The 21,904-nt window shown below is 71.4% G+C and carries 18 protein-coding genes; 9 read left to right on the forward strand and 9 right to left on the reverse strand.

Translation table 11 applies throughout. The annotated features are described in order from the left end of the window. Nucleotides 1–75 precede the first annotated feature (75 nt). Nucleotides 76–951: an MBL fold metallo-hydrolase gene (locus ACSRUE_RS13035; protein WP_441291262.1), complete on the reverse strand. Its 876-nt coding sequence runs from the start codon at nt 949–951 to the stop codon at nt 76–78. Continuing rightward, nucleotides 948–2,132 carry an acetyl-CoA C-acyltransferase gene (locus tag ACSRUE_RS13040; protein ID WP_441293084.1) on the reverse strand — a complete coding sequence of 395 codons (1,185 nt, stop codon included), beginning with the start codon at nt 2,130–2,132 and terminating at the stop codon, nt 948–950. Before ACSRUE_RS13040 ends, ACSRUE_RS13035 begins: the two co-directional genes overlap by 4 nt. A 651-nt stretch (nt 2,133–2,783) precedes the next feature. Here ACSRUE_RS13040 and ACSRUE_RS13045 point away from each other — a divergent pair. Together ACSRUE_RS13045 and ACSRUE_RS13050 are read left to right on the forward strand one after the other, a co-directional pair. Further along, a complete protein-coding gene (locus ACSRUE_RS13045) occupies nt 2,784–3,347 on the forward strand; it encodes a peroxiredoxin (RefSeq protein ID WP_441291263.1) in 564 nt (187 codons plus the stop codon). 280 nt (nt 3,348–3,627) lie between these two features. Further along, nucleotides 3,628–5,766 carry a glycosyl hydrolase gene (locus ACSRUE_RS13050; RefSeq protein WP_441291264.1) on the forward strand — a complete coding sequence of 713 codons (2,139 nt, stop codon included), beginning with the start codon at nt 3,628–3,630 and terminating at the stop codon, nt 5,764–5,766. Between the two features lie 205 nt (nt 5,767–5,971). Here ACSRUE_RS13050 and ACSRUE_RS13055 read toward each other — a convergent pair whose 3' ends face one another. The 5 genes from ACSRUE_RS13055 to ACSRUE_RS13075 form a co-directional block, all read right to left on the reverse strand. Then, on the reverse strand, nt 5,972–7,717 hold the full coding sequence (locus tag ACSRUE_RS13055) for a class II glutamine amidotransferase (RefSeq protein WP_441291265.1): 1,746 nt from the start codon (nt 7,715–7,717) through the stop codon (nt 5,972–5,974). 23 nt (nt 7,718–7,740) lie between these two features. Next, on the reverse strand, nt 7,741–8,778 hold the full coding sequence (locus ACSRUE_RS13060) for an alpha-E domain-containing protein (protein WP_441291266.1): 1,038 nt from the start codon (nt 8,776–8,778) through the stop codon (nt 7,741–7,743). Beyond that, nucleotides 8,775–10,403 carry a circularly permuted type 2 ATP-grasp protein gene (locus ACSRUE_RS13065; protein ID WP_441291267.1) on the reverse strand — a complete coding sequence of 543 codons (1,629 nt, stop codon included), beginning with the start codon at nt 10,401–10,403 and terminating at the stop codon, nt 8,775–8,777. Before ACSRUE_RS13065 ends, ACSRUE_RS13060 begins: the two co-directional genes overlap by 4 nt. A gap of 53 nt (nt 10,404–10,456) precedes the next feature. Continuing rightward, nucleotides 10,457–10,924 carry a response regulator gene (locus tag ACSRUE_RS13070; RefSeq protein ID WP_437764462.1) on the reverse strand — a complete coding sequence of 156 codons (468 nt, stop codon included), beginning with the start codon at nt 10,922–10,924 and terminating at the stop codon, nt 10,457–10,459. A gap of 328 nt (nt 10,925–11,252) precedes the next feature. Beyond that, nucleotides 11,253–13,151, reverse strand: a complete 1,899-nt coding sequence (locus tag ACSRUE_RS13075) for a chloride channel protein (protein WP_441291268.1) — start codon at nt 13,149–13,151, stop codon at nt 11,253–11,255. A 292-nt stretch (nt 13,152–13,443) separates the two neighbouring features. Here ACSRUE_RS13075 and ACSRUE_RS13080 point away from each other — a divergent pair, with 292 nt between their 5' ends. Further along, nucleotides 13,444–13,812 carry a hypothetical protein gene (locus tag ACSRUE_RS13080; protein WP_437764464.1) on the forward strand — a complete coding sequence of 123 codons (369 nt, stop codon included), beginning with the start codon at nt 13,444–13,446 and terminating at the stop codon, nt 13,810–13,812. Nucleotides 13,813–13,911: 99 nt separating this feature from the next. Then, nucleotides 13,912–14,298, forward strand: a complete 387-nt coding sequence (locus ACSRUE_RS13085; RefSeq protein WP_441291269.1) for a hypothetical protein — start codon at nt 13,912–13,914, stop codon at nt 14,296–14,298. 43 nt (nt 14,299–14,341) lie between these two features. On the opposite strand, the gene ACSRUE_RS13090 is transcribed toward ACSRUE_RS13085, so the two are convergent. Beyond that, a complete protein-coding gene (locus tag ACSRUE_RS13090; RefSeq protein WP_441291270.1) occupies nt 14,342–15,046 on the reverse strand; it encodes a hypothetical protein in 705 nt (234 codons plus the stop codon). A 462-nt stretch (nt 15,047–15,508) separates the two neighbouring features. Between ACSRUE_RS13090 and glgC the strand changes: the two genes are divergently transcribed. The 5 genes from glgC to ACSRUE_RS13115 all read left to right on the forward strand — a co-directional run bounded on the left by glgC (nt 15,509) and on the right by ACSRUE_RS13115 (nt 20,475). After that, the gene (gene glgC / locus ACSRUE_RS13095; protein ID WP_437764467.1) at nt 15,509–16,777 is read left to right on the forward strand and encodes a glucose-1-phosphate adenylyltransferase; all 1,269 of its coding nucleotides are present in this window, start codon (nt 15,509–15,511) and stop codon (nt 16,775–16,777) included. Nucleotides 16,778–16,973: 196 nt separating this feature from the next. Then, on the forward strand, nt 16,974–17,669 hold the full coding sequence (locus ACSRUE_RS13100; RefSeq protein ID WP_441291271.1) for a metallophosphoesterase: 696 nt from the start codon (nt 16,974–16,976) through the stop codon (nt 17,667–17,669). A gap of 123 nt (nt 17,670–17,792) precedes the next feature. Beyond that, nucleotides 17,793–18,746, forward strand: a complete 954-nt coding sequence (locus ACSRUE_RS13105) for a 50S ribosomal protein L11 methyltransferase (RefSeq protein ID WP_441291272.1) — start codon at nt 17,793–17,795, stop codon at nt 18,744–18,746. Next, the gene (locus ACSRUE_RS13110) at nt 18,743–19,501 is read left to right on the forward strand and encodes an RsmE family RNA methyltransferase (protein ID WP_441291273.1); all 759 of its coding nucleotides are present in this window, start codon (nt 18,743–18,745) and stop codon (nt 19,499–19,501) included. The genes ACSRUE_RS13105 and ACSRUE_RS13110 overlap by 4 nt, the downstream gene beginning before the upstream one ends. Beyond that, nucleotides 19,501–20,475 (forward strand): alpha/beta hydrolase, encoded by a 975-nt coding sequence (locus ACSRUE_RS13115; RefSeq protein ID WP_441291274.1) that lies wholly within the window; start codon nt 19,501–19,503, stop codon nt 20,473–20,475. Before ACSRUE_RS13110 ends, ACSRUE_RS13115 begins: the two co-directional genes overlap by 1 nt. 148 nt (nt 20,476–20,623) lie before the next feature. On the opposite strand, the gene ACSRUE_RS13120 is transcribed toward ACSRUE_RS13115, so the two are convergent. Then, nucleotides 20,624–21,820: an endo-1,4-beta-xylanase gene (locus ACSRUE_RS13120; RefSeq protein ID WP_441291275.1), complete on the reverse strand. Its 1,197-nt coding sequence runs from the start codon at nt 21,818–21,820 to the stop codon at nt 20,624–20,626. Nucleotides 21,821–21,904 lie beyond the last annotated feature (84 nt).

Genomic DNA, 21,904 nt, shown 5'->3' on the forward strand with positions numbered 1-21,904 from the left:
TGCACGAGGCCGCGACGCGCGGCGCGCGAAGGGCGACGCCTCCACGAAGCGACCCCCCTCCGCCGGGCCGTACGGTCAAGCGCCCGTCCCCGCCGCGCGCCGCCATCGGTCGTCGCGGCGCACCGCCCGCCCCTCGCGCTCCAGCTTGATCAGGTGAGCCTCGAGGCTCAGCCGCGCGAGCGGCCAGGCGACCGGCGCCTTGTCTGCATAGACGACCGGCAAGAGCGCCTCGAGCGACGTGCCGCTCGCGCCGCCCTCGCCGGCCGCCTCGAGCGCCGCGACCACCAGCCGCTCCCGCCCCAGCCGGTGCGCGATGTAGCGCCGGAACAGCGCCTCCGGCGCGCCGATCGGCCCGCCGTGCGCCGGCAGCGCGACCCGCGCCCCGAGCCCCGCGAGCCGATCGAGCTGCGCGAGGTACTCCGCCATGTCGCCCTCCCGGGGATCGATCAGGATGGTCCCCTCGCCGGCCACCATGTCGCCGCAGACCAGGGCGCCCTGCGCCTCGTCGAGGAAGCAGAGGTGGTCGGGCGCGTGCCCCGGCGTGTGGAGCACCCGCAGCGCCGTCGGCTCCGGCCCGCCGAGCCGCACCACCTCCCCGTCCGCGAGGCGGCGCGCGAGCGGGACGCCCGGGAGGCGCGGGGCCGCCTCGGCGTGCGCCCAGAGCGGCAAGCCCAGCTCGGCCGCGAAGAAGCGCGCGCCCCCGACGTGGTCGGCGTGGTGGTGGGTCACCGCGATCGCCACGAGCGACCGCCCCTGGGAGGCGAAGCCGCGCGCCCAGGCGAGCCACTCGCGGCGCTCGTCCTCGTACGGCGTGGCCGGCTCGACGAGCAGCACCTCGCCGCCGCCGAGCGCGTAGCTGTTCGTGTGGGTCGCGGGCGGCAGGGTCGGCGTGCGCGCGGGGAAGGCCTCCACGCCGCGCACGCCGGACCCGACGGGCTGCGGGCGGATCACCGCTCGACGACGACCGCGAGCGCCTCGCCGCCGCCGATGCAGAGCGTGGCCAGGCCGCGCTTCGCGTTCCGGTCCTTCATGGCGAAGAGCAGCGTCGTCAGGATGCGCGCCCCGCTCGCGCCGATCGGGTGGCCGAGCGCGACCGCGCCGCCGCGGACGTTGACCTTCTGGGCGTCGAGCCCGGAGAGCTTGTTCACCGCGAGCGCCACCACCGCGAACGCCTCGTTCACCTCGAAGAGGTCGATCTGGTCCGTCGGGATGCCGAGCTTCTTCGTCGTGTTCGCGATGGCCGCGGCCGGCGCCGTCGTGAACCACTCGGGCGCCTGCGCGGCGCCGCCATAGCCGACGATCCGCGCGAGCGGCGTGAGCTTGTGCTCCTTGACGGCGCGCTCGCTCGCCAGGACGAGCGCGCTCGCGCCGTCGTTGATCGACGACGCGTTGGCCGCGGTGATCGTCCCGTCCTTCTGGAACGCGGGCTTCAGGGACGCGAACTTCTCGGGCTTGCCCGCAGGCGGGCCCTCGTCCTCCTTCACGACCACCGCGTCGCCCTTCTTCTGCGGGACGGAGACGGGCGCGATCTCCGCGGCGAAGAGCCCCTCGCGCTGGGCCGCGACAGCGCGGCGGAAGCTCTCCTTCGCGTACTCGTCCTGCGCTTCCCGCGAGAAGCCGTGCTCCCTGGCGCACGCGTCGCCCGCGGTGCCCATGTGGAAGTTGCCGTACGGATCCCAGAGGCCATCGTGGATCATCCCGTCCACGAGCTTGCCGTCGCCCATGCGGTAGCCGGAGCGCGCCTGCGGGAGGTAGTAGGGCACGTTCGACATCGACTCCATGCCGCCGGCGACGACGACGTCCGCGTCGCCGAGCGCCACCGTCTTCGCGCCGAAGAGGACGGCCTGGAGGCCCGAGCCGCAGACCTTGCTCACGGTGGTGGCCGGCACCTTGCTCGGGATGCCGGCGAAGATGGCGGCCTGCCGGGCCGGAGCCTGCCCGATACCGGCGGACAGGACATTGCCGAGGAACACCTCCTCGACGGCCTCCGGAGACAGCTTTGCCCGCTCGAGCGCCGCCCGGATGGCGACCTCACCGAGGCGAGGGGCGGGCAAGGGCGAGAGTGCGCCCTGGAACGCGCCGATCGGCGTCCGGGCCGCTGCGACGATATACACGGGGACGGGCAGGGTCATGATCTCCTCCAGCAGCGCTGATGCCATGTCATTCGATGACACCAGCCGTGCGCCTTGCGAATGTGCCTTGGGTACCTCGGCTGGCCTGGGGGGGCAAGCCGGCCCCGCGACGCTCCGCTGCCTGCGCGGTCGCGCGCGCGGTTGCCTGCGCGGGTTGCCTGCGCGGTTCGTTCGGTTCGCGCGGTTCGCGGGTTCACATCGATCATCGATCGCATCGATCGCATCGATCGCATCGATCGCATCGATCGCATCGATCGCCCCCCTGCCTCGCTCCGCCGGCCGGGCTCTTCGCGACCGGGCTCTCGCGATCCCCTCGAGATCGTATGTCACCCCCCCAGCCGCCGCGCGCCGCGCTCGCGCGAGGGGCGCCGCCGCCGCGCGCAGGCGCGGGAAACCCGGAGTGGAGCGCAGTCGTCGTGCGGCCGCCCTCGGACGGACCCCAAGCTCCGCCCGAGCCGGATCCGGGCTGGCCCTGAGCGCCCTCCGGGCCGAGGCCCCGCCGACTCGTCGCCTGGGCGCGGCGCGCGGCGACGCTGGCGCGGGCCGGGGGGCGCTATGTGGTACGCCGGGGACGTCGCGTGATATCGTGCGCGCCGATGGGGAAGGGGGGCTGTCCTCCCTGCGCCCGGGCGGACAAGGAGCGAACGAGCGATGGTGAATGCAGGCGATCGTGCCCCCGACTTCTCTCTCGAAAGCGACAGCGGTAAGACGGTGGGCCTCGCGGATTTCCCGGGCAAGACGGTCGTCCTCTACTTCTATCCAAAGGACGACACCCCCGGCTGCACGCGCGAGGCCCAGGCCTTCTCCGCGGCTCTGCGCGCCTTCGCCGACGCCGGCGCCGTCGTGCTCGGCGTCTCCCGCGACTCCGTCGAACGCCACCGGAAGTTCAGGGACAAGTACGATCTCGGGGTGACGCTCCTCAGCGATCCGGATCTCGCCGCGCACAACGCCTACGGCGTCTACGGCGAGAAGTCGATGTACGGCAAGAAGGTGATGGGCACCATCCGGAGCACCTTCATCATCGGCCCCGACCGCGCGGTGAAGCACGCCTTCCGCGCCGTGAAGGTCGACGGACACGCGGACGAGGTGCTCGCGATCGTGCGCGGAGGCGGCAGAGGCGAGGCGCCGCCCGCGCCTTCAGCACGGGCGACACCGAAGAGCGCGGCCAAGGCGCCTGCGAAGCGCGCGGCCAAGGCGCCCGCGAAGACTCGATAAAGGACCCCAGGAGCCGTCGAACAAACGACATCGCCGACTCGGGGCGTGCGGGCTGTCGATCGCCTGATGGATGGCATCGCGAAGGCCTCCGGCGCGGGGACGGCGGGCTCGCCAGGCTGGACGGGCCCGGCGCTTCATGAAAGAATCTGTGCCGTTGCTTGCAAATCGATGAAACTACCACGACACCAGGGCTCATCTCTCGATCCGCTTCGTGGCAGGTGGAGCGATGAGCGCTGGAGCGAGGGAGCGAGGGAGCTGGATTATGATGTTGAAGCATCCGATGCTACGGACTTTTGCTTTGCTGAGCTGCCTCTCCGCGATCGCCGCGTGCGGCGATGACGAGCCGCCGCCCAAGGTGACCGAGGGCGAGGGCGGCGGAGGCAGCGGGGGGGGCGGCGGCGCCGGCGGCGACGGCGGCACCGGCGGCGTGCCGGTCGAGACGTGGGATCTCGACCGCAGCAAGCCGCTGTCGGACGTCGAGCCGGAGTTCGCGGAGGCGGAGCACCCGCTCGCGCCGGGCGCCGTGCTGGCCGATCTCAAGGCCCCGCTCCCCACGAACGCCACCTGGATGAACTTCGCGCTCGGCCAGGGCGATCAGCGGATCAACGCCGCGCCGTACGACCTCAAGGCGGTCGGACAGGCGCTGTCGATCTCCCGGCCCGCCGTCGTGGTGGAGAGCGCGTCCGTCACCTCGGCGGACCTGACGCAGCTCGCGCTCAGCGCGCGCCAGGCCTTCGCCGGCCACACCGTCAAGTCGGCCGATCTCCTGTCAGTCACCGTGGAGTGGGCGGCGCAGGGCGGCACGATGACGGCGCCCATCGTGTACGGGATGCCGTACGTGACGGCCACGTACGACGGGCTCGCCCCCTCCGTCCGCGCCGGCGACGGCGTGGCGATCACCGAGGTCAACGGCGAGTCGACGAGCCCCACCACGGTCACGGGCGACCGATTCGAGATCACGCTCAACAACGGCCAGACGTGGGTGCTCTATGCGTTCCCCGAGATCAGCCTCGAGTGGGACGCCCTTTCCATGATGGCGGACGAGCCGTACGAGGGCTCGCTCCGCCTCGCGCTCGTCCCCGGGCCGAACGCCGCGGCCGTGCTCGACAAGCACGCCGCCGCCATCCCGGTCGGCGGCGACATCGAGGCCTCGGTCACCGAGGACGAGGCCAGGGTGCGCTTCGTCTGGAAGACCGAGGGCGAGGGCGATCTCCTGACCATGGCGCTGCCGCACCATCTGGATCACCTCGATATGTTCAAGGCGGCGGACGTCTCGCACCCGACCGTGATTGGCCAGATGAAGGGCATCTCCGGCGCGAGCTGGGAGCTCGAGTACCCGCTCAGCACGATCGGCTGGGACGCGCCGCGCCGCGCCTCGGACGAGTGGGGCGCGGCCGTCATCGAGGCCCTCGAGGAGGACAAGGGCTTCATGCCCGACGCGGCGGTCGCCGGGACAGACCCCTATTTCGGGGGCAAGCAGATCGCGAAGCTCGCGCGCCTCGCGCAGATCGCGGAGGTGGTCGGCAAGACGGATCTCGCGGAGGAGCTCAGGGCGCGGCTCAAGTCGCGCCTCAACCCGTGGCTCAACGGCCAGAACGACAACCCCCTCGTCTACGACACGACCTGGGGCGGCCTCGTGACGACCAACGGCCTGACAGACCAGGCCGCCGACTTCGGCCAGGGGTATTACAACGATCACCACTTCCACTACGGCTACTTCCTCTACGCGGCGGCCGTGCTCGCGAAGAGCGATGAGGCGTGGCGCGAGGAGTACGGGGACAAGGCGCTCTGGCTCGTCCGGGACATCGCGAACCCGAGCGCCAAGGACAAATTCTTCACGCCGTTCCGCAACATGGATTGGTTCAGGGGCCACTCGTGGGCGTCAGGGCTGTTCCCGTTCGCGGACGGCCGTAACCAGGAGTCGACCTCCGAGGCCGTCAACGCCTGGTACAGCATGCAGCTGCTCGGCGAGGCGCTCGAGAACGAGGACGTGAAGAACCTCGGCCGGGTGCTCCTCGCCATGGAGACGGCCTCGGCGCAGAAGTACTGGCAGGTGACCTCGGACAGCACCGTCTACCCTGAGCCGTTCAAGAACAACGGCGCTGTCGGCGTGCTCTGGTCCACGAAGGCCGACTTCGGGACGTGGTTCGGCGCCAACCCCGAGTACGTCTATGGGATCCAGCTGCTCCCGATCACGCCGATCTCGGAGTCGCTCATCTCCAAGGACTGGGTCCAGGACGCGTGGCCCGTGATCTCGGAGACCACGCAGGACGCGGAGGACCCCTGGAAAGCGTTCCTGATCGCGGCGCACGCGACCGTCGACAAGGAGGCGGCCTGGGAGGACGCGCAGGCGCTCACCGAGCTCGACGACGGCCTCAGCCGGACCGCGCTCCTCTACTGGATCGCCACGCGGCCCTGAGCCGGCTGCCCTCGCAATCGATCTCCCCGCGGCCCGGTGGTGGGGGAATTCCCCCACCCTGCCGGGATGATGGAGCCGCCAAGGCGCCATAAGACGCCAAGAATCTTGTGATTTCTTGGCGTCCTTGGCGTCCTTGGCGGTTCAAAAGACCCCCACCTTCAGCCAAAGCACCACCTACCACCTGCGGCCGTGAGCCCGCCGCCCCTCAATCGATGGGCTCGACCCGCACGTCGACCGCGAGGCGCTCCGCCCCGCCACCCACGTAGATCGTGCCCGAGGTCGGCGTCGCGTCCACGTAGTTGCGCCCGACCGCGACGCGGATGTGATCGGTCTGCGTCAGGATCCCGTTCGTCGGGTCGAAGCCCTTCCACCCGATCTCCGGCAGGTACACCTGGACCCAGGCGTGCGACGCCTCGCTCTGCCGCTGGTTCTCGTGCTTCGGCCCCGTGTAGATGTACCCGCACACGTAGCGCGACGGCACGCCGAGCAGCCGCGTCAGGCAGATGAACAGGTTCGTGAAGTCCTGGCACACGCCGCGGCGGTTCGCGTACACGTCGAACGCCGTCGTGAACAGGTTCGTCGACCCCTGCTTGTACTCGTACTCCTCGAAGATCGACGCGTTCAGATCGAGCAGCGTGTCGAGCAGATCGTAGCCGTTCCGCTCCACGAAGGTCATCGCGTACTCGATGAGCTCCGCGAGCTCGCTCTCCGCCAGCTCCGGCGGCAGGAGGAACGGCTGCAGGACCTGGCGCTGCCACGGCATCCACACGAGCGGGATCGTCGACCGGGCGCGCAGCGGGCGGAAGCTCAGCGGATCGGTGTCGAGCAGCTCCACCCGCGACCTCGACTCGATGACGAGATCGTGGAACGGCGTGTCGAGCAGCACCCGCCGCGCGCGGTTGCCGAAGACGTCGTCGTACTCGCGCTGCTGGCCCTCGACCGACACGTGGATCTCGTTGTGCAGCAGCGACTGCATCCGGTCGTGCGCCGGCGTCAGCCGCAGGAGGTGCGTGCTGCGCTCCACCGCGGTCGCATAGTGGTACGACGTGCGGTGCACCACCTGGAAGCGGCGGATGGCCGCGTGCACGGGGCGGCGGACCGGGCGCGACGAGAGCGGCGGCACGGAGGCCGACGCCTTGCGCCGGTCGGTGTGCGGTGTCGCCGTGGCCCGCAGCGCCCCCTGCCGCAGCACCACGAGGTGCCCCGGCGGCACGCGCTTCCAGGTCGCCGCCCGCCCGCCCGCGTGGACCTTGAGCTCCTCCGACGAGACGATGACGCCCTTGCGGCTCTTGACCCCCCGGCGCGTCAGGTCGACCTCCAGATCGTCGTCCCCGAACGCGAGGCGCTCGTACGGCGGCAGCACCTCCCACAGGAACGCGTCCCCCTCGCGATCGCGATCCGCGTAGACCACCAGATCGCGGCCGTCGGCCAGGACCGTCGTGAGGGGGCCGTGCTCGTTCATCTCGTCGAACCAGTCGCGCAGCACCGCCGGGTCGACGTCGCCGACGCTCCGGAGGTTCTCCGACGCCATCCAGCGCATGAGCTCGCACAGGATGAGCTCCGTGTCCGTCGAGCCGACCGGCTGGAAGAGCGACTTGGGATCGACCTCGATCCGGTCGACGAGGCTGCCGCTGTGCGCGAACAGCCAGTCGCGCCCGCCCCAGCTCCGGCTGAACGGCTGCGTGTTGGCGTCGTTGACGCTGCCCCACGTCGCCGTGCGGATGTGCAGCACGAGCAGCGACGACTCGAGGTGCTCCCACGCCTTCACGAGCTCGCTGCGGATGCTCCCCTGCGGCGGCGCCGGCTCCTTGAGCACCGAGGCGCTCGGCTCGCCGCCGGGGTAGTAACCGATGCCCCAGCCGTCAGGCAGTTTGCGCCCGGGGCGCAGGCAGGTGAGATCGAAGCATGGGGCGAGCTCGCCCTCGAACGACATCGCGAGGAGATTCGGCATGGGTGCGTCGGCGACTCTGGCGGCTACTGGCTCGTGACCGTGGGGCTACTGTCGGGCGGCCCGTAACCGAGCAGCTCGCGCCCGATACCGTCGCAGATCATCGCCGTCTCGTCGACCACATGGGTGAGCGCCGTGTGGACCGCCATCGGGTCGAACGCCTCGGTGGCCCTGTCGGCCACCCACTGGTGCAGGAGCTGGAGCCGCTCGAGGCTCTCGCCGCCGGGGAGCGCCACGCTGTCCGGCGGCCGGATCTCGCAGAGGCGCGCGAACGCCGCGTGGACGCAGTGCCGGATCGAGCGCGGGAAGCGCGGCTCGTACAGGAGGAACTGGGCGACAGCCTGCTCGCTCACCTGACCCTGGTTGAGCTTCATGAACGGCTCGAACCCGGAGCAGGCGCGGAGGAGCGAGAGCCAGAGCGCCGTCTCCACGACCCGGTGCTGCCTGCGCAGCGCGCCCTGCGTCTGGGCGCTCATCTCGGACGGCGGCGGCGGCGGCAGGTGGGTCAGGGCGTGGTGGTGCACGTCGAGCGTGCGCGCGGTCTGCCCGACGCGCTCGAGCAGCACGCCGAGCCAGATGAAATCGAGCGGCGTGTCGTTGAGCATCGTGCTCTGCGTGAGCCCGAGGCAGAGCTGCGTGAGCTGGCGTACGCGCCGGTAGAAGGCGTAGCGGCTCGACCTGAACTCCTCCCGCGCCTCGTCGCTGTTCACCCAGAGGTGGAGCTCGTTGACGGTCTCCCACACCTCGAGGCTGACGACCTCCCGGATCGACCGGGTGTTCCAGCGCGCGGCGGAGATCGAGCTGCGGAGGCTCGTCGTGTTGTCCTCGTCGAAGCTCATGTAGCGCTGCACGAGCTCGCCGTCGGCCGCGGCCTCCTCGCCGTGCTCGGCCCCGAAGTGCGCCTTCTGCCCGGCCACGATGATGACCGGCAGCCAGCACTGGTGCGCCGGGATCTCGGCGTCGAGCGCGAGGTTCTGCGTGACGGCGAGGATGCGGGCCATGTTCTCGGTCCGCTCGAGGTAGCGGCCGAACCAGAAGCAGTGATCGGCGACGCGGGAGATCACGAGGCCTCCGGGGGGTCGGATCCCGGCGCCGCGCCGGGAAGGTCGTTGTTCGTGGCAGCAGGGCCCGTGTCGGCAGCGCCGACCGAGGGCGTGCGCTGCGCGCTCTCCCCTGGGCCCTTCAGGACCCAGGTGTCCTTCGAGCCCCCGCCCTGGCTCGAGTTGACGACGTAGGAGCCGGCCACCAGGGCGACGCGCGTGAGCCCGCCGGGCAGCACCCACGAGCCGTCGCGGCCCGTCAGCACGTAGGGGCGCAGGTCGAGCCGCCTCGGGACCGCGGTCTTCCCGCTCGGGTCCCAGGTGGGGCTCGTCGAGAGCTCGACCCGGTGCTGGGCGATGTAGCGGCGCGGCGTCGCCTGGATGCGCGCCCGGAACTCGTCCCGCTGCGCGGCGGTCGACTGCGGCCCCATCAGCATGCCGTAGCCGCCGGCCTCGTCGACCGCCTTGACGACCAGCTGGTCGAGGTGGTCGAGCACATAGCGCCGGTCGTCGTCGCGCATGCAGAGGTAGGTGGGCACCTGCTCGAGGACCGGCTCCTCGCCGAGGTAGTAGCGGATCATCTCCGGCACGAAGGGGTACACGGCCTTGTCGTCCGCCACGCCGTTGCCGGGCGCGTTCGCGAGCGCGACGTTGCCGGCGGCGTAGGCGCGCATCAGGCCGCGCACGCCGAGCAGGCTGTCGGGGCGGAAGGCCTCGGGGTCGAGGAACGCCTCGTCGATGCGGCGGTAGATGACGTGGACCCGGCGGGGGCCGCGCGTCGTCCGGGCGAAGACCTGGTCCTGATCGACGAACAGGTCGGGGGCCTGCACGAGCTCGAGCCCCATCGTGCGCGCGAGGAAGCTGTGCTCGAAATAGGCCGAGTTGTAGGGCCCCGGCGTGAGCACGACGGCGCTCGTGCCGCTCGGGCTCGCGGGCGACACCGAGCGCAGCGTCTCGGCGAGCCGGGCCGGGTAATGGTCGACCCGCTGCACGCGCGCCTTGTCCAGCAGGTGCGGCAGGACGCGCTTGCTGATGAGCCGGTTCTCCAGGACGTAGGAGACGCCGGACGGCGTGCGGAGGTTGTCCTCGAGGACCCGGAAGGTCCCGGCCGGGTCGCGGATGATGTCGACGCCCGCGATGTGGATGCGCACGCCGCCCGGGGGCCGCAGGCCGTGGACCTGCTTCAGGTACTGCCCGGAGCCGAGCACGAGGTCCCGGGGGACGCGCTCCTCCTTGAGGATGCGCTGGTCCCCGTAGACGTCGTCGAGGAAGAGGCCGAGCGCGCGGACGCGCTGCTCGAGGCCGCGTTCCATGTGGGCCCAGTCCGCCGCGGAGAGCAGCCGGGGGATGAGGCAGAGCGGGAAGATCTTCTCCGCGCCGCGCTGATCCGCGTAGACCGAGAACGTGACGCCCTGGTTGAGCAGGGCGAGCTCCGCGAGGTGCTGCGCGCGCGCGAACTCGTTCGGCGCGAGCGCGCCGAGGAGCGTGGCAGTGCGCAGGAACTCGGGGCGAGGAGCGCCGTCTCGACCAAACAGCTCGTCGTAGGCGCCGGGGAGGGGAGCGTAGCCGGCGAAGAGGCCGGCACCCGGGTTCTCTAACAACACTGGAGTGAAGCTACCGCTGGACGGCCCTGGAGGTCCATGGGCCATTTGCGGTTTCTGACGCGATGGAGGCAGTGGCGCGGTCGGCTGATCGACTCGGCCTACTCGGCGTCGAGGGCTTGCCGCTCTCTGGAGCGCGTGAGCTCGTCGACCGCGGCGAGGAAGGCGTCGTAGTCGATCGGCTTGGGCAGCACCCGAGCGACACCGAGGCTCGTCGCGTCATGTTTTGAAGACGCGGATGAAACAATGACTGGTATACGGGCCGTCTTCTCGTTGTGCCGGAGCGCCGTGAGCAGGCCCCAGCCGTCCATCACCGGCATCATGATGTCGACGACGAGCAGATCCGGCGGCGCGATCTGGTCGAGCAGCGCCAGCGCCTCCTCGCCGTTCGAGGCGCAGCGCACCTCGTAGCCGCCCTCGCTCTCCAGGATCATGCTCACGACCTCCTGGATGTTCGGCTCGTCGTCCACGACGACCACGAGCTTGGCGCGGCTGTTCGGCGCGCTCGATCGTGTTCGTACTTCCGCGTTGCGCCGCACCGTCCGACCTCCGAGCGTATCGACCAGCATGCCGTTCTCCCCCGCGCTCTCCGGACCCCGAATTCTCCGGATGAACGAGAGTATTCCCCACGCGCTCCGTTCCGTCGCTGCGTGGAATCCAAGATTGAAAGCTCGGGAGACTCCCGAAAGCGGTGGGGGCCGCGCGCTTGCGTCATTACGCCCGAACCACGATCGGGCGCGCGGCGCGACCGGGACATCCGCGCGCGCACGCCCATGACGCGCGCGCGCCGGGCCGCGTGGACGCGCAGGCGCGGGAAGGTTGGCTATTCCCGAATTTCCAGGGCGAGCGCGCCATGCGCACGCGGTGCGTCGTCGCCGGCCGCCTGTTCCGAGATTCCTACTGTCCCGCGCTCTCGAGCTGCGCCGTCGCGTCGTGGTAGGCGCGCGTGACGTCGGATTCGTCCAGGATGCCGACGATCTTGCCCTCGGCGTCGGTGACCAGGAGCTCTCGCACGCGCAGCTCCAGCAGCACCTGGAGCGCGTGGTGCAGGTCCTCCGCTTCGCTGACCGAGGCGGGGCTCGCCATCATGTCGTGCGCGATCGCGAGCCCCGAGAGCTCGGGGCTCGTCGCGGTGGCGCGCAGGATCTCGGCGTCGATGGTGCCGACGACCTTGCCGTCCTCGGAGAGCACGGGGAAGGTGTCCTGCCACTCGCACGCCGCGATGCGCTCGACGACGATCGTGGCGGGGGTCCGCGCCTCGAACGACACGAACGGGCGGCTGCGGATGACGATGTCGGCGACGCGGATGCTGCGGAGCACGTCGACGATGAGCTCATCCCGGTGCGCCGGCGACTCGCGCTTGGTCGCGACCTGCGCGCGGTACAGGGTGCTGTGCCGGAGCGCCACGAAGGCGATGCCCTCGCAGAGCATGAGCGGCACGAGCAGGTCGTAGCTGCCGGCGAGCTCGCAGACCATGACGAGCGAGCCGATCGGCACGTGCGCGATCCCGCCGTAGAACGTGCCCATCCCGACGAGCGCGAACGCGCCGGGGTCGATGCGCGGGTCGCCGAGGAGGAGCTCCGCCGCGCGCCCGAAGGCCCCGCCCGTGAGCGCGCCGAGCACGAGCGAGGGGCCGAAGTCCCCCGCGCTGCCGCCCGAGCCGACGGTGAGCGAGGTCGCGACGATCTTCGTGGCGAGCAGCACGAGCAGGAGCTGCACCGCGGTCCACCCGCTCGGCAGCCACGGGGCCCCCGTGATCGCGATCTGGGCCGCGCCATACCCCGCGCCCAGCATCCCGAACCCCTGCCCCGGCCTGTCGAAGCGCGGCCCGAGGAGCATGAGCAGCGGGGTCACGAGCGCGCCGAGCGCGAGGCCGCCGAGCGCGGGCTTCGCCCAGGGAGGCAGGCGGATCCGGTGCATCGTGTGCTCCACGGCGTGCAGCGTCTGGAGGAAGACCGTGGCCACGAGCGAGACGACCAGCGCGAGCGCGGCGTAGAGGGGGAGGTGGCTCGGGATGAACGGGTAGCGGGGCGCGTGCGCGAAGAGGGTCGACTCGCCGAAGAAGTAAATGAAGACGGAGTACGAGACGACGCTCGCGAGGATGGAGGGGATGAGCGCGTCGGCCTCGAAGTCGTCGCGGTGCAGCACCTCGACGGCGAGGAGCGCGGCCCCGAGCGGCGTGCGGAACACGGCCGCCATGCCCGCGGCCGCGCCGGCGATGAGCAGGATCCGCCGCTCGCGCGTGTCCACCCGGAGGGCGCGCCCGATGATCGAGCCGATCGCGCCGCCGATCTGCATCGTCGGCCCCTCGCGCCCGCCGGACCCGCCGCAGCCGAGCGTGACGATGGAGGCGAGCGCCTTCACCACCGGGACGCGGCGGCGGATGTTGCCGCCCAAGTGGTGGAACGCCCGGATGAAGGCGTCGCCGCCGCCGCCGCGGGTCTCGGGCGCGAGCGCCGTCGTGAGCACCCCGCCGACGAGGGCGCCGAACGCCGGCAGGACGAGGACGAGCCACGGCCGGAACGCCCCGATGCGCGCGCGCGAGAGCACCGCCTCGCCCTTGGCGCGGAGCGGCTCGTAGCCGGTGACCGCGATGAAGAGCTCGTGCTCTGCGAGCTCGAGGGCGGCGAAGAACAGCGAGCCGGCGACGCCGGCCGTGACGCCGACGAGGATCGCGTGGAGCAGCACCCGACCGACGAGCTGGAACGGGATCAGCCCCTGCGCGCGGGGGATCGGCGTGCGCGCCGCCCCCGTGCGGCTGGGGCGTGATGGGGAGTACTCGCGGGACGACGTCATGATCTCATGGCCCAGGGCCTCCCCCTCGAGCGATGGGCCTGGCAGGAGCGGTAGCTTCCCTGATCTTCGGCGGGTTGCCGCCTGAAATCGCCGCCAGGATCGCCGTCCCGAGAGGCGCCCTCGCGGTGTCGGCCTCCGCGCGGTCTCCGCTCAGCCTCCGCTCAGCCTCCGCTCAGCTTCCGCTCGGTCTACGCTCGACTTCCGCTCGGGCCTCCCGCGCTCCATGAGCGAGGAAGGAAGCCTGGCGCGGGCGCGGCATCCGGACCCGCCCGAGCCCGGACGAGGTGGAGTCATGACGACCGATCGGAGCACCGTCGAGTACGGCACCCTCATCACCGGAGACGCCAGCGTCACGATGGGCGACGCCGCCGTCCAGACGACGGACGAGAGCGTCCGCACGACCGCCGAGACCGTGGTCACGCCCGTTGTGGCGCTCGAGCTGGCCGCCGAGATCCTGGCGGGCTCGCTCGGCTCGCTGATCGACGAGGATTACGTGCAGGGCAAGACCCGGTTCCGGGACGTGCTCTGCGAGCGGATCGACATCTCGCAGCTCGAGGCGGAGGAGCTCGTCGATGATATGGAGCGGTCGGGGCGGATCCGTTTCATCGGCGTGGAAGAGGGCCGGGGATGGCACATCCAGCAGGGAGCGGGGGTGCGTTGATCGCCGCTGTCTCGCGCAGAAAGACGGGCTCGCCGGTGGTGCCTGACGAAACAATTCCCTTGCCGGCGTACTCGACTCGTGGCGTACGCTGAGGTGCCTATGGAGGACGGTACGAAGCCGCGCCAGGCCGTGGTCCCAAGCGCTCCGCCCGCTCCGCTCGTGATCGTGGCCGGTTGTCCTGCCGAGCTCGTCGCCGCGTGCCGGGAGGCGGGGGCCCGGCTCGGGGTGACGGTGCGCGAGTGCGATCTGCGCTCGCTCCGGGCGACGAGCGCGGCGTCGCAGCTGTACGCCGTGATCGTGGGGGAGGAGCTGTACCGGTTCGATCGGGAGGTGTTCGACGCGATCACCCGTCAGGCGCCGGCGTCGCTGGTGCGCGTCGATCGCCGGGAAGCGGACGACGAGTCGGCGCGGCGGTTGCTCGTGGACGCCGTCTTCGAGTCGGCGGCGACCGAGCCGAGCAGCGGGATCCGGTCCATCCTGACGTGAAGCGGCGCGGCGCGACGGCGCACAGCCGCCGCCGGCGGCCGCGTCAGGGCTTGCGCTTCATGCCGGGGAGGGTGGCCTTCTCGGGCGGCGGCTCGAGGTACTCGATCTGCTCCGCGGCCAGGATGCCGTACTTCGGGTTGGCCGCCGCGCCGCCGGTCGACTTCGTGAACGTCACGCCGTAGGTGCCGGTGACCTTGACCTTCGCGCCGACGGCCGGGATCGGGTTCGGCAGCTCCTGGCCCCAGAACTCGTCCGTGAGCTTCGCCTCGCCCTCCTTGCCGCGCGGCGCTTTGTCGATCGCCTCGATCATGCTGTAGATCTGCGCGAAGTTCGACGCCCAGCCCATGACGTCGATCATGTCCTTCGTCTCGCCCTTCTCGTCGGCGATCGCGAAGCTCGGGACCGGCGCCTTGCAGTCCGGCGGGTCGCCCTTGCCCGTCTTGTGCACGGAACAGGCGGGGGCCTCCGCCAGGTTCGTCTTGACGATGTAGCCGATGATCGAGAGCTTCTTGCCGTTCACGTCCTCGAAGTGGACGCGGCTCCGGAGGTCGTGCGTGACGCCCCAGACCGTGTACGCGTCGCCCTGCTTCTTGTTCTTCGCGGGCAGCGTCGGCACCGCGGGCAGCGTCGCTTTGCGGCCGCTGAAGGCGGGCTTTGCCTGGTAGGGCTGCTCGTCCGTTCCGCACCCTGAAGTGCCCGCGACGAGGAGGATAGCGGCGAGGAGGGTTCGACCGAATCGGGCGTTCATGGCATCTCCAAGGTCAGCGTGACGGGCACCTCCAGCAGGAAAGATCCAGCGCTGGAGTAGCCTTCGGACAGCGGTGCGCCGCGTGCGGGTCAGGCGCCTCTCGCATGCGCGCGCGGCGGCGGAAACGGCTAACACGGCCGCGAGTCGATCGTAAAGAGAAACGGAGACGTCCCCCTCTCTTCATCGGGCCTCGTCGCGCACCGGCGCGCGGCGGAGGGCGGGCGGAGGGCGGTAGAGCGCGGCGGGCCGCTGCCGGCGCCGGCCCGATCGCGGGGCAGGAGGGCGCGAGAGGCGGGCTCTGCGAGGCGCGCGCGCGACCCGCCCGGGCTCCGCCCGGCGCCGCCAGGCCGGGTTGCGCGGGTCTCCGCGGCGTTCTCCCGGTCCCGGGGTTGCCTCGAATACGCGAAGGACGTGTTTCCGCTCTTCGCGATGGCAACATCGATCGAGTACCCTCTCCGTCCCATGCGCGAGACCTCCCTGCGCGCCGCTTTCGAAGCGTCGAAGGTTTTGGTGATGATCCTTGCTGGCGGCGAGGGCCGCCGGCTCGGCCCGCTGACGCACGACCGGGCGAAGCCGGCCGTGCCGTTCGGCGGCCGCTACCGGATCATCGACATCGTCCTCTCGAACTTCGTCAACTCCGGCCTCCACCGCATCAAGATCCTGACGCAGTACAAGAGCGCGTCGCTAGACGAGCACATCGCCCGGGCTTGGCGCCTCTCGCCGATGCTCGACAGCTTCATCGAGACCGTCCCTGCGCAGCAGCGCACGGGCAAGAGCTGGTTCAAGGGGTCGGCGGACGCCGTCTACCAGACCCAGCACGTCATCACGGACGAGTCGCCCGAGCACCTCTGCATCTTCGGCGGCGACCACGTCTACAAGATGGACGTGCGCCAGATGCTGCACGATCACCTGTCGCGCGACGCGGAGGTGACCGTCGCCGCCATCCCGGTGACGAAGGAAGAGGCCCGCGCCTTCGGCGTCATCGAGTGCGACGAGTCGGGGCGCATCCTCGCCTTCCACGAGAAGGTGCAGGATCCGCCGAGCATGCCCGGCAGGCCGGGCATGTGCCTCGCGTCGATGGGCAACTACATCTTCAAGACGAAGGCGCTGCTCGACGTCCTCGAGCACGACGCGGCGACCGAGGACAGCGCGCACGATTTCGGGCGCGACATCATCCCGCGCATGGTCCAGAGCGGCAGCCGCGTCTACGTCTACGATTTCCACGAGAACCGCGTCCCCGGCGAGGACGAGGGCGCGGGGTACTGGCGCGACATCGGGACGATCGACGCGTACTGGGCGGCCCAGATGGATCTCGTCAGCATCCAGCCGGCGTTCAATTTCTACAACCCGCGCTGGCCGATCCGGACCGGGATCAGCCACGACCCGCCCGCCAAGTTCGTCTTCCGCGACGAGGCGAACGCGCGCGTCGGCATCGCCACGGACAGCCTGGTCTCGCTCGGGTGCATCATCTCCGGCGGCAGGATCCACCGCAGCGTGCTCTCGAACCGGGTCCGCGTGAACTCCTTCAGCCACATCGAGGAGTGCGTGCTGTTCGAGGACGTCAAGATCGGGCGCCACGTCAAGCTCCGCCGCTGCATCATCGACAAGGACGTCGAGATCCCCGCCGGCGCCGAGATCGGCTTCAACCTCGAGGAGGACCGCAAGAAGTGGTTCGTCAGCGAGGGCGGGATCGTCGTGATCCCGAAGCGCGCCAAGATCGACTCCCCGTAATGCGCCTGACCAGGGCCCAGCGCGGCGCCGTCCGGGTGGCCGGCGCGTAACTCTCCTGAATTGCATGTAAAATTTCGATCGCGGCGCGCGGCGGCGCGTGGCGCTCGCCGGCCGGGCTGCGCGGTCCTGCCGCGTCCGCGGGGACGGGCCTGGGCGCCCCCCATGGAACGGGCGTCCCTGCTACGTTGGGTGTGCGATGCCGCGCACGATCATCATCGGTGACGTTCACGGCTGCCGGGATGAGCTGGCGCGGCTGATCGAGCACGTGGGCCTCGTATCGGACGATCGGGTCGTCATGGTCGGCGATCTGATCGTGCGCGGCCCTGATCCGTGCGGAACGCTCGATCTGCTCCGGGAGGTCGGCGCGATCTCCGTGCGGGGCAACCACGAGGATCGGCTGCTCCGCTGGCGTGCCGGGCGGAGCGATCCTCGCGGCGAGCCGCTGGGGGAGCTCTCGAAGGAGACCGCGCAGCAGCTGCGCAAGCGGGACTGGGCGTGGCTCGAGACGCTGCCGTACTGGCTGGATCTGCCGGAGCACGGGCTCCGTGTGGTCCATGCAGGGTTGATCCCCGGGTTGCCGATCGAGCGACAGGATCCGCACACGTTGATGTACGTGCGCTGCCTCGGCCGCTACGGCGAGCCGGTCGAGCGCCGCGGGGGCAAGACGCTGTGGGGCCAGACGTACCAGGGCCCGCCGCACGTGGTGTTCGGCCACAACGCGCGGAGCGAGCCGCAGATGCACGCGTGGGCGACCGGGATCGACACGGGCGCGGTTTACGGGGGGCGCTTGACCGCGATGGTGCTCCACGACGGCGAGCGCGTCCCGCCGCCGGCGTCGCGCAGCGAGGTGCTCGTCTCGGTCCCGGCGCGCCGGCGTTATGTGGGGCGCTAGAAATGCTCCGCGTCTTCCAGCGGTTCCGCGCGATCGGACGCGCCTCTCTGCGGGAATTTCGTTAGGCTCCCGTCCGCGCCGCGGCCGCTCTCCAGGCCGGCGGCTCGTCACGGAGCAAGCCAGGTGGAGCCTCGATACCCGTTCGTTGCAGTCGATGTCCCGGAGCCGGAGGCCGACGAGATCGGCGCCCTGCTCTTCGAGCTGGGCGCCAGCGGCGTCGAGCAGCGCGACGAGCAGACCCTCGTCCGCGGCGCGCGCTCGGGCCAGGTGACGCTCGTCGCCAGCTTCGAGGATCACGGCGAGGCGATGGAGGCCATCGCGGCGCTCGGGGAGCAGTCGCCGCCGCTCGCCGCGCGGCTCGAGGAGGTGGTGGGCGACGCCTGGCGCGACGCGTGGAAGGAGCACTTCGCGCCGTTCGCGCTGACGCCCACGATCACGGTCGTGCCGCCGTGGGCGGAGCGCGCGCCCGAGCGCGAGGGCGAGCGGGTGCTCCTGCTCGAGCCGGGCAGGGCGTTCGGCACGGGGCTCCACGCGACGACGGCGCTCGTGGCGGAGCTGCTCGACGAGCACGCGGCGGAGCTCCGCGGCCGCGAGATCCTCGACGTGGGCACGGGCAGCGGCATCCTCGCGCTCGTCGCGCTGCTGCTCGGCGCGGAGCGGGCGATCGCGATCGACAACGACGACGACGTGATCGAGGTGGTGCTCGAGAACGCGGCGCGCAACGGCCTCGAGGGCCGCATCGACGCGAGCGCCGGCGTGGTCGAGGCGGTGACGCGGCGGTTCCCGTGGGTCGTCGCGAACATCGAGGCGCGGGTGCTGCGGCCCTTGGCGCCGGAGCTCGCGCGCGTGCTCGAGCCGGGCGGCTGGCTGATCCTGTCGGGCATCCTCGAGAGCGAGCGCGACGATCTGATCGCGCGGTACACGTCGCTGCCGGGCCCGCTCGAGCACGTCGCGACCCGGCCGGATCCCGCGTCGCCGGGCGGCGAGCGCAGGGCGGGGCGGGGCGACGCGGGCGGCGAGGGCTGGGTGGCGCTCCTGTTCCGCGCGCCGGGCGGCGCGGCGTCCTCGCCGGGATGAGCGGCCCGGGGCTCTTGCGGGTGCCGCTCGGCGCGATCGCGGCCGGCGTGGTCGCGCTGCCGCCCGAGGCGGCGAGCTATGTCGTGCGGGTGCACCGCCTCCGCGAGGGGGATCGGTTCGTCGTGTTCGATCCGGAGCTCGGGGTCGAGGCGGAGGCCACGCTCGAGTCGATCGGCCGCCGCGGGGCGGAGGCGCGCATCGACGCGCCCCGCCCGGCCGCGCTGCGGCCAGGCCGGCGCGTGACGTGGATCCAGGCGGTGGGCAAGGGCGACAAGATGGACGCGGTGGTGCGCGACGCGACCGAGCTCGGGGCGACGCGGATCATCCCGGCGATCTCGGCGCGGAGCGTGGCGCGGCCCGCCGAGGAGAGGAGCCAGCGCTGGCGCCGGATCGCGATCGAGGCGGCGCGGCAGTGCGGCCGCGGGGACGCGCCCCGGGTGGAGGCGCCGATGAGCCTCGCGGCGGCGCTCGCGGAGGCGGGTGCGGCGCCGTCGACCGAGGGCGGCGCGCTGGGGATGTGCCTGGATCCCTACGCGGAGACGCCGCTCGGCGCGCGGCTGGCCGCGCTCTCGCCGGGAATGGAGGCGGCGTTCGCGGTCGGCCCGGAGGGCGGGTTCACGCCGGAGGAGCTCGGCATGTGCGCGGCGCTCGGGTTCGAGCGGGTGCGCCTCGGCGCGCTGACGCTGCGCACGGAGACGGTGTGCGCGGCGGCGCTCGGAGCGCTGATCGCGGTGAGCGACGCGCGCGCGGGGTGATGGGACGGCGGTCGGCGAGCGGCGCGCTGGTCAGCGCTGGTCGCAGCGCCAGCGGCCCGTCGTCGCGAGGTGCGGCGCGGTGGATCGCGGCGTTGCTCGGCGCGCTCGCGGTCGCGGTCTGCGCGTGCACCAACACGGCAGACGCTCCGAGGAGCGCGCACGCGCCAGTGGGCGACGGGGCCGCGCTCGGTCCGGCGCAGCCCGGCCTCGCGCCTGCAGCGCCGATCCCGACCGTCGCCGCCGCCCCGACCGCATCGCCCGAGCCGGCGCCGTGGCCCCGAGCGCGCCCGCCGCGCGTCGAGACGGACTGGTGCATCGACGGCGTCGACGCGCTCGACGAGGAGACCTGCTACGTGCTGCCCGACGCGCCGACCCGGACGCTGCTGCTCTACCTCCACGGCATCGTCCCGCCTGGGAAGGAGAGCCAGCAGAAGACCAACTTCGAGACGGTCGTGTCCCGCGCCGCACGGCGCGCGGGCGTCGCCGCGCTGATGCCGCGCGGCAAGGTCGGCCTCGCGCCGAAGGGCTACGCGAGCTGGTGGGGCTGGCCGACGGGCGGGCGGGCGTACGACGAGCACGCTGCTCCGCTCGTCGCGACGTTCGCGGAGAAGCGGAGGAGGCTCGAGGAGATCGCCGGCGCGTCGTTCTCGCGGGTGTATGTCGCCGGCTCGTCGTCGGGCGCGTACTTCGCCGCGGCGCTCGCGCTGCGCGGCGGGATCGACGCAGACGGGTTCGGCGCGATGTCCGGCGGGGGAGGCCGCGCGACGCCCGAGCTCGCGACGCTCGCGCCGAGGCCGTTCTACATCGGCTTCGGCGCCCACGACACGGTGGGCGGCTCGGCCCGCGCCCTCGCGGGCGTCCTGCGCGGCGCGGGCTGGCCCGTGCGCGTCGCCGAGCACCCGTTCGGCCACGGCGCGAAGGAGGTGTACCTGGACGAGGCGTTCGCCTTCTGGCGCGAGCACGAGGCGCGCTGACCCCGCGCGTCAGAAGTAGATCCCGAGCGTGTCCTCGCCCCACGGCAGCCCGCCATCGAGGTGCTCCGGCGATGCCGTCTCTGACCCCGAGACGTAGGTCACGGTCGTGCGCGCCAAGGAGCGCCGCGGCACGGTCGTGCGAGGGAGATCACTCGCCGCGACCGAGGAAGTCCATCAGCCAGGTCATTGCCGGCCGCATCGTGCCGTCCGGGTGCAGGAGGCCCGTGCTGTCCCTCCAGGTGGAGCCGACGACGTAGCCCCAGAGGGTGATGCCCTTGACGGCGCTGTGGTTGTAGAACATCGGGAACTGCTCCTCCATCACCCTGCGTTGCTCGTCGTCGTCCGCGAGGTCGATGTCGTACTCGGTGATGTACACGGGCAGGCCCGTGGCGGCGAGCCTGTCGATGTAGCCCTTCACGGTGCTGGTGTCGATCTTGTACGCGTCGTGGGCCTCCGCGCCGAGGCCGTCGATCGGGGCGCCCGCCTCCAGCGCCGCCTTCACGATCTCGACGAAGTGGTTGTGATCGCTCTCGTACTCGATGTTGTTGTAGTCGTTGAGGATCAAGGTCGCGTCCGGGCAGAACTCGCGAGCCCACTTGAAGGAGTTGACGATCCAGTCATAGCCGCTCTCGCCGCCGCCTCCGATGGCGTTCATGAAGGGAGGCACGGTGTGGGGCGGCGGCTCGTTCACGACGACGATGTACTTCGTGTCGGGGTACCGCTCGCAGAACGCCTGCATCCAGTCCCTCACGGCCTGCCGCTGCTCCTCCGCGGGGAGGCTCGTGAGCCAGGCCGCCTGCGTGGCACCCCACACGAAGCTGTGCTGCATGAAGGGGATGTCGTTGTCCTGCGCGTACTCGTAGATCGCGTCGAGCCTGCTCCACTCTCGAACGCCGCGGGTCCTCTCGACAGAGGGCCACTTGCCCTCGTTCTCGGGCGCGATCTGGTTCCAGTGCTGGATGAAGCCGTCGCGCACCTGGCCGTTCGTCGTGATGTTGCCGACGAACTTGCCGGTGCTGCCGCTCGAGCCACCCGACCCGTCGCTGGAACCGCCGGCCCCGGAGCTGCTCGGTCCAGCGCCTCCGGCGCCTCCGTTGCCGCCGTCGCCGGAGCCGCCCGTACCAGATCCCAGAGCGCCCGTGCTGCCCGTGGCGGCTCCGCCGGCGCCCGTTGCGCCGGCGCTGGCGCCATGGCCCCCCGCTCCCGTCGTGCCGCCCGCGCTCGACGAGCCGCTCGGGCCATCGTCAGCCTTGTCCACCTTGCCAGAGCAGCCGGAGAGGGCCGCGATCCCGAGCGCGATCGAGGTCGTGCCGCACAGCCATCGAGAAGAACGGTTCTTGTTCATGCCAACCACCCGCAAGCTGAAGGATCGTGACCGGTGACTCCCGGAGAGGGAAAGCCGAGGGGAGCAGCGCGAGGTAGAGAGCAT

The organism is Sorangium sp. KYC3313, from assembly GCF_052075895.1.
In the GTDB taxonomy this organism is placed as follows: Bacteria; Myxococcota_A; Polyangia; order Polyangiales; family Polyangiaceae; genus Sorangium; species Sorangium cellulosum_B.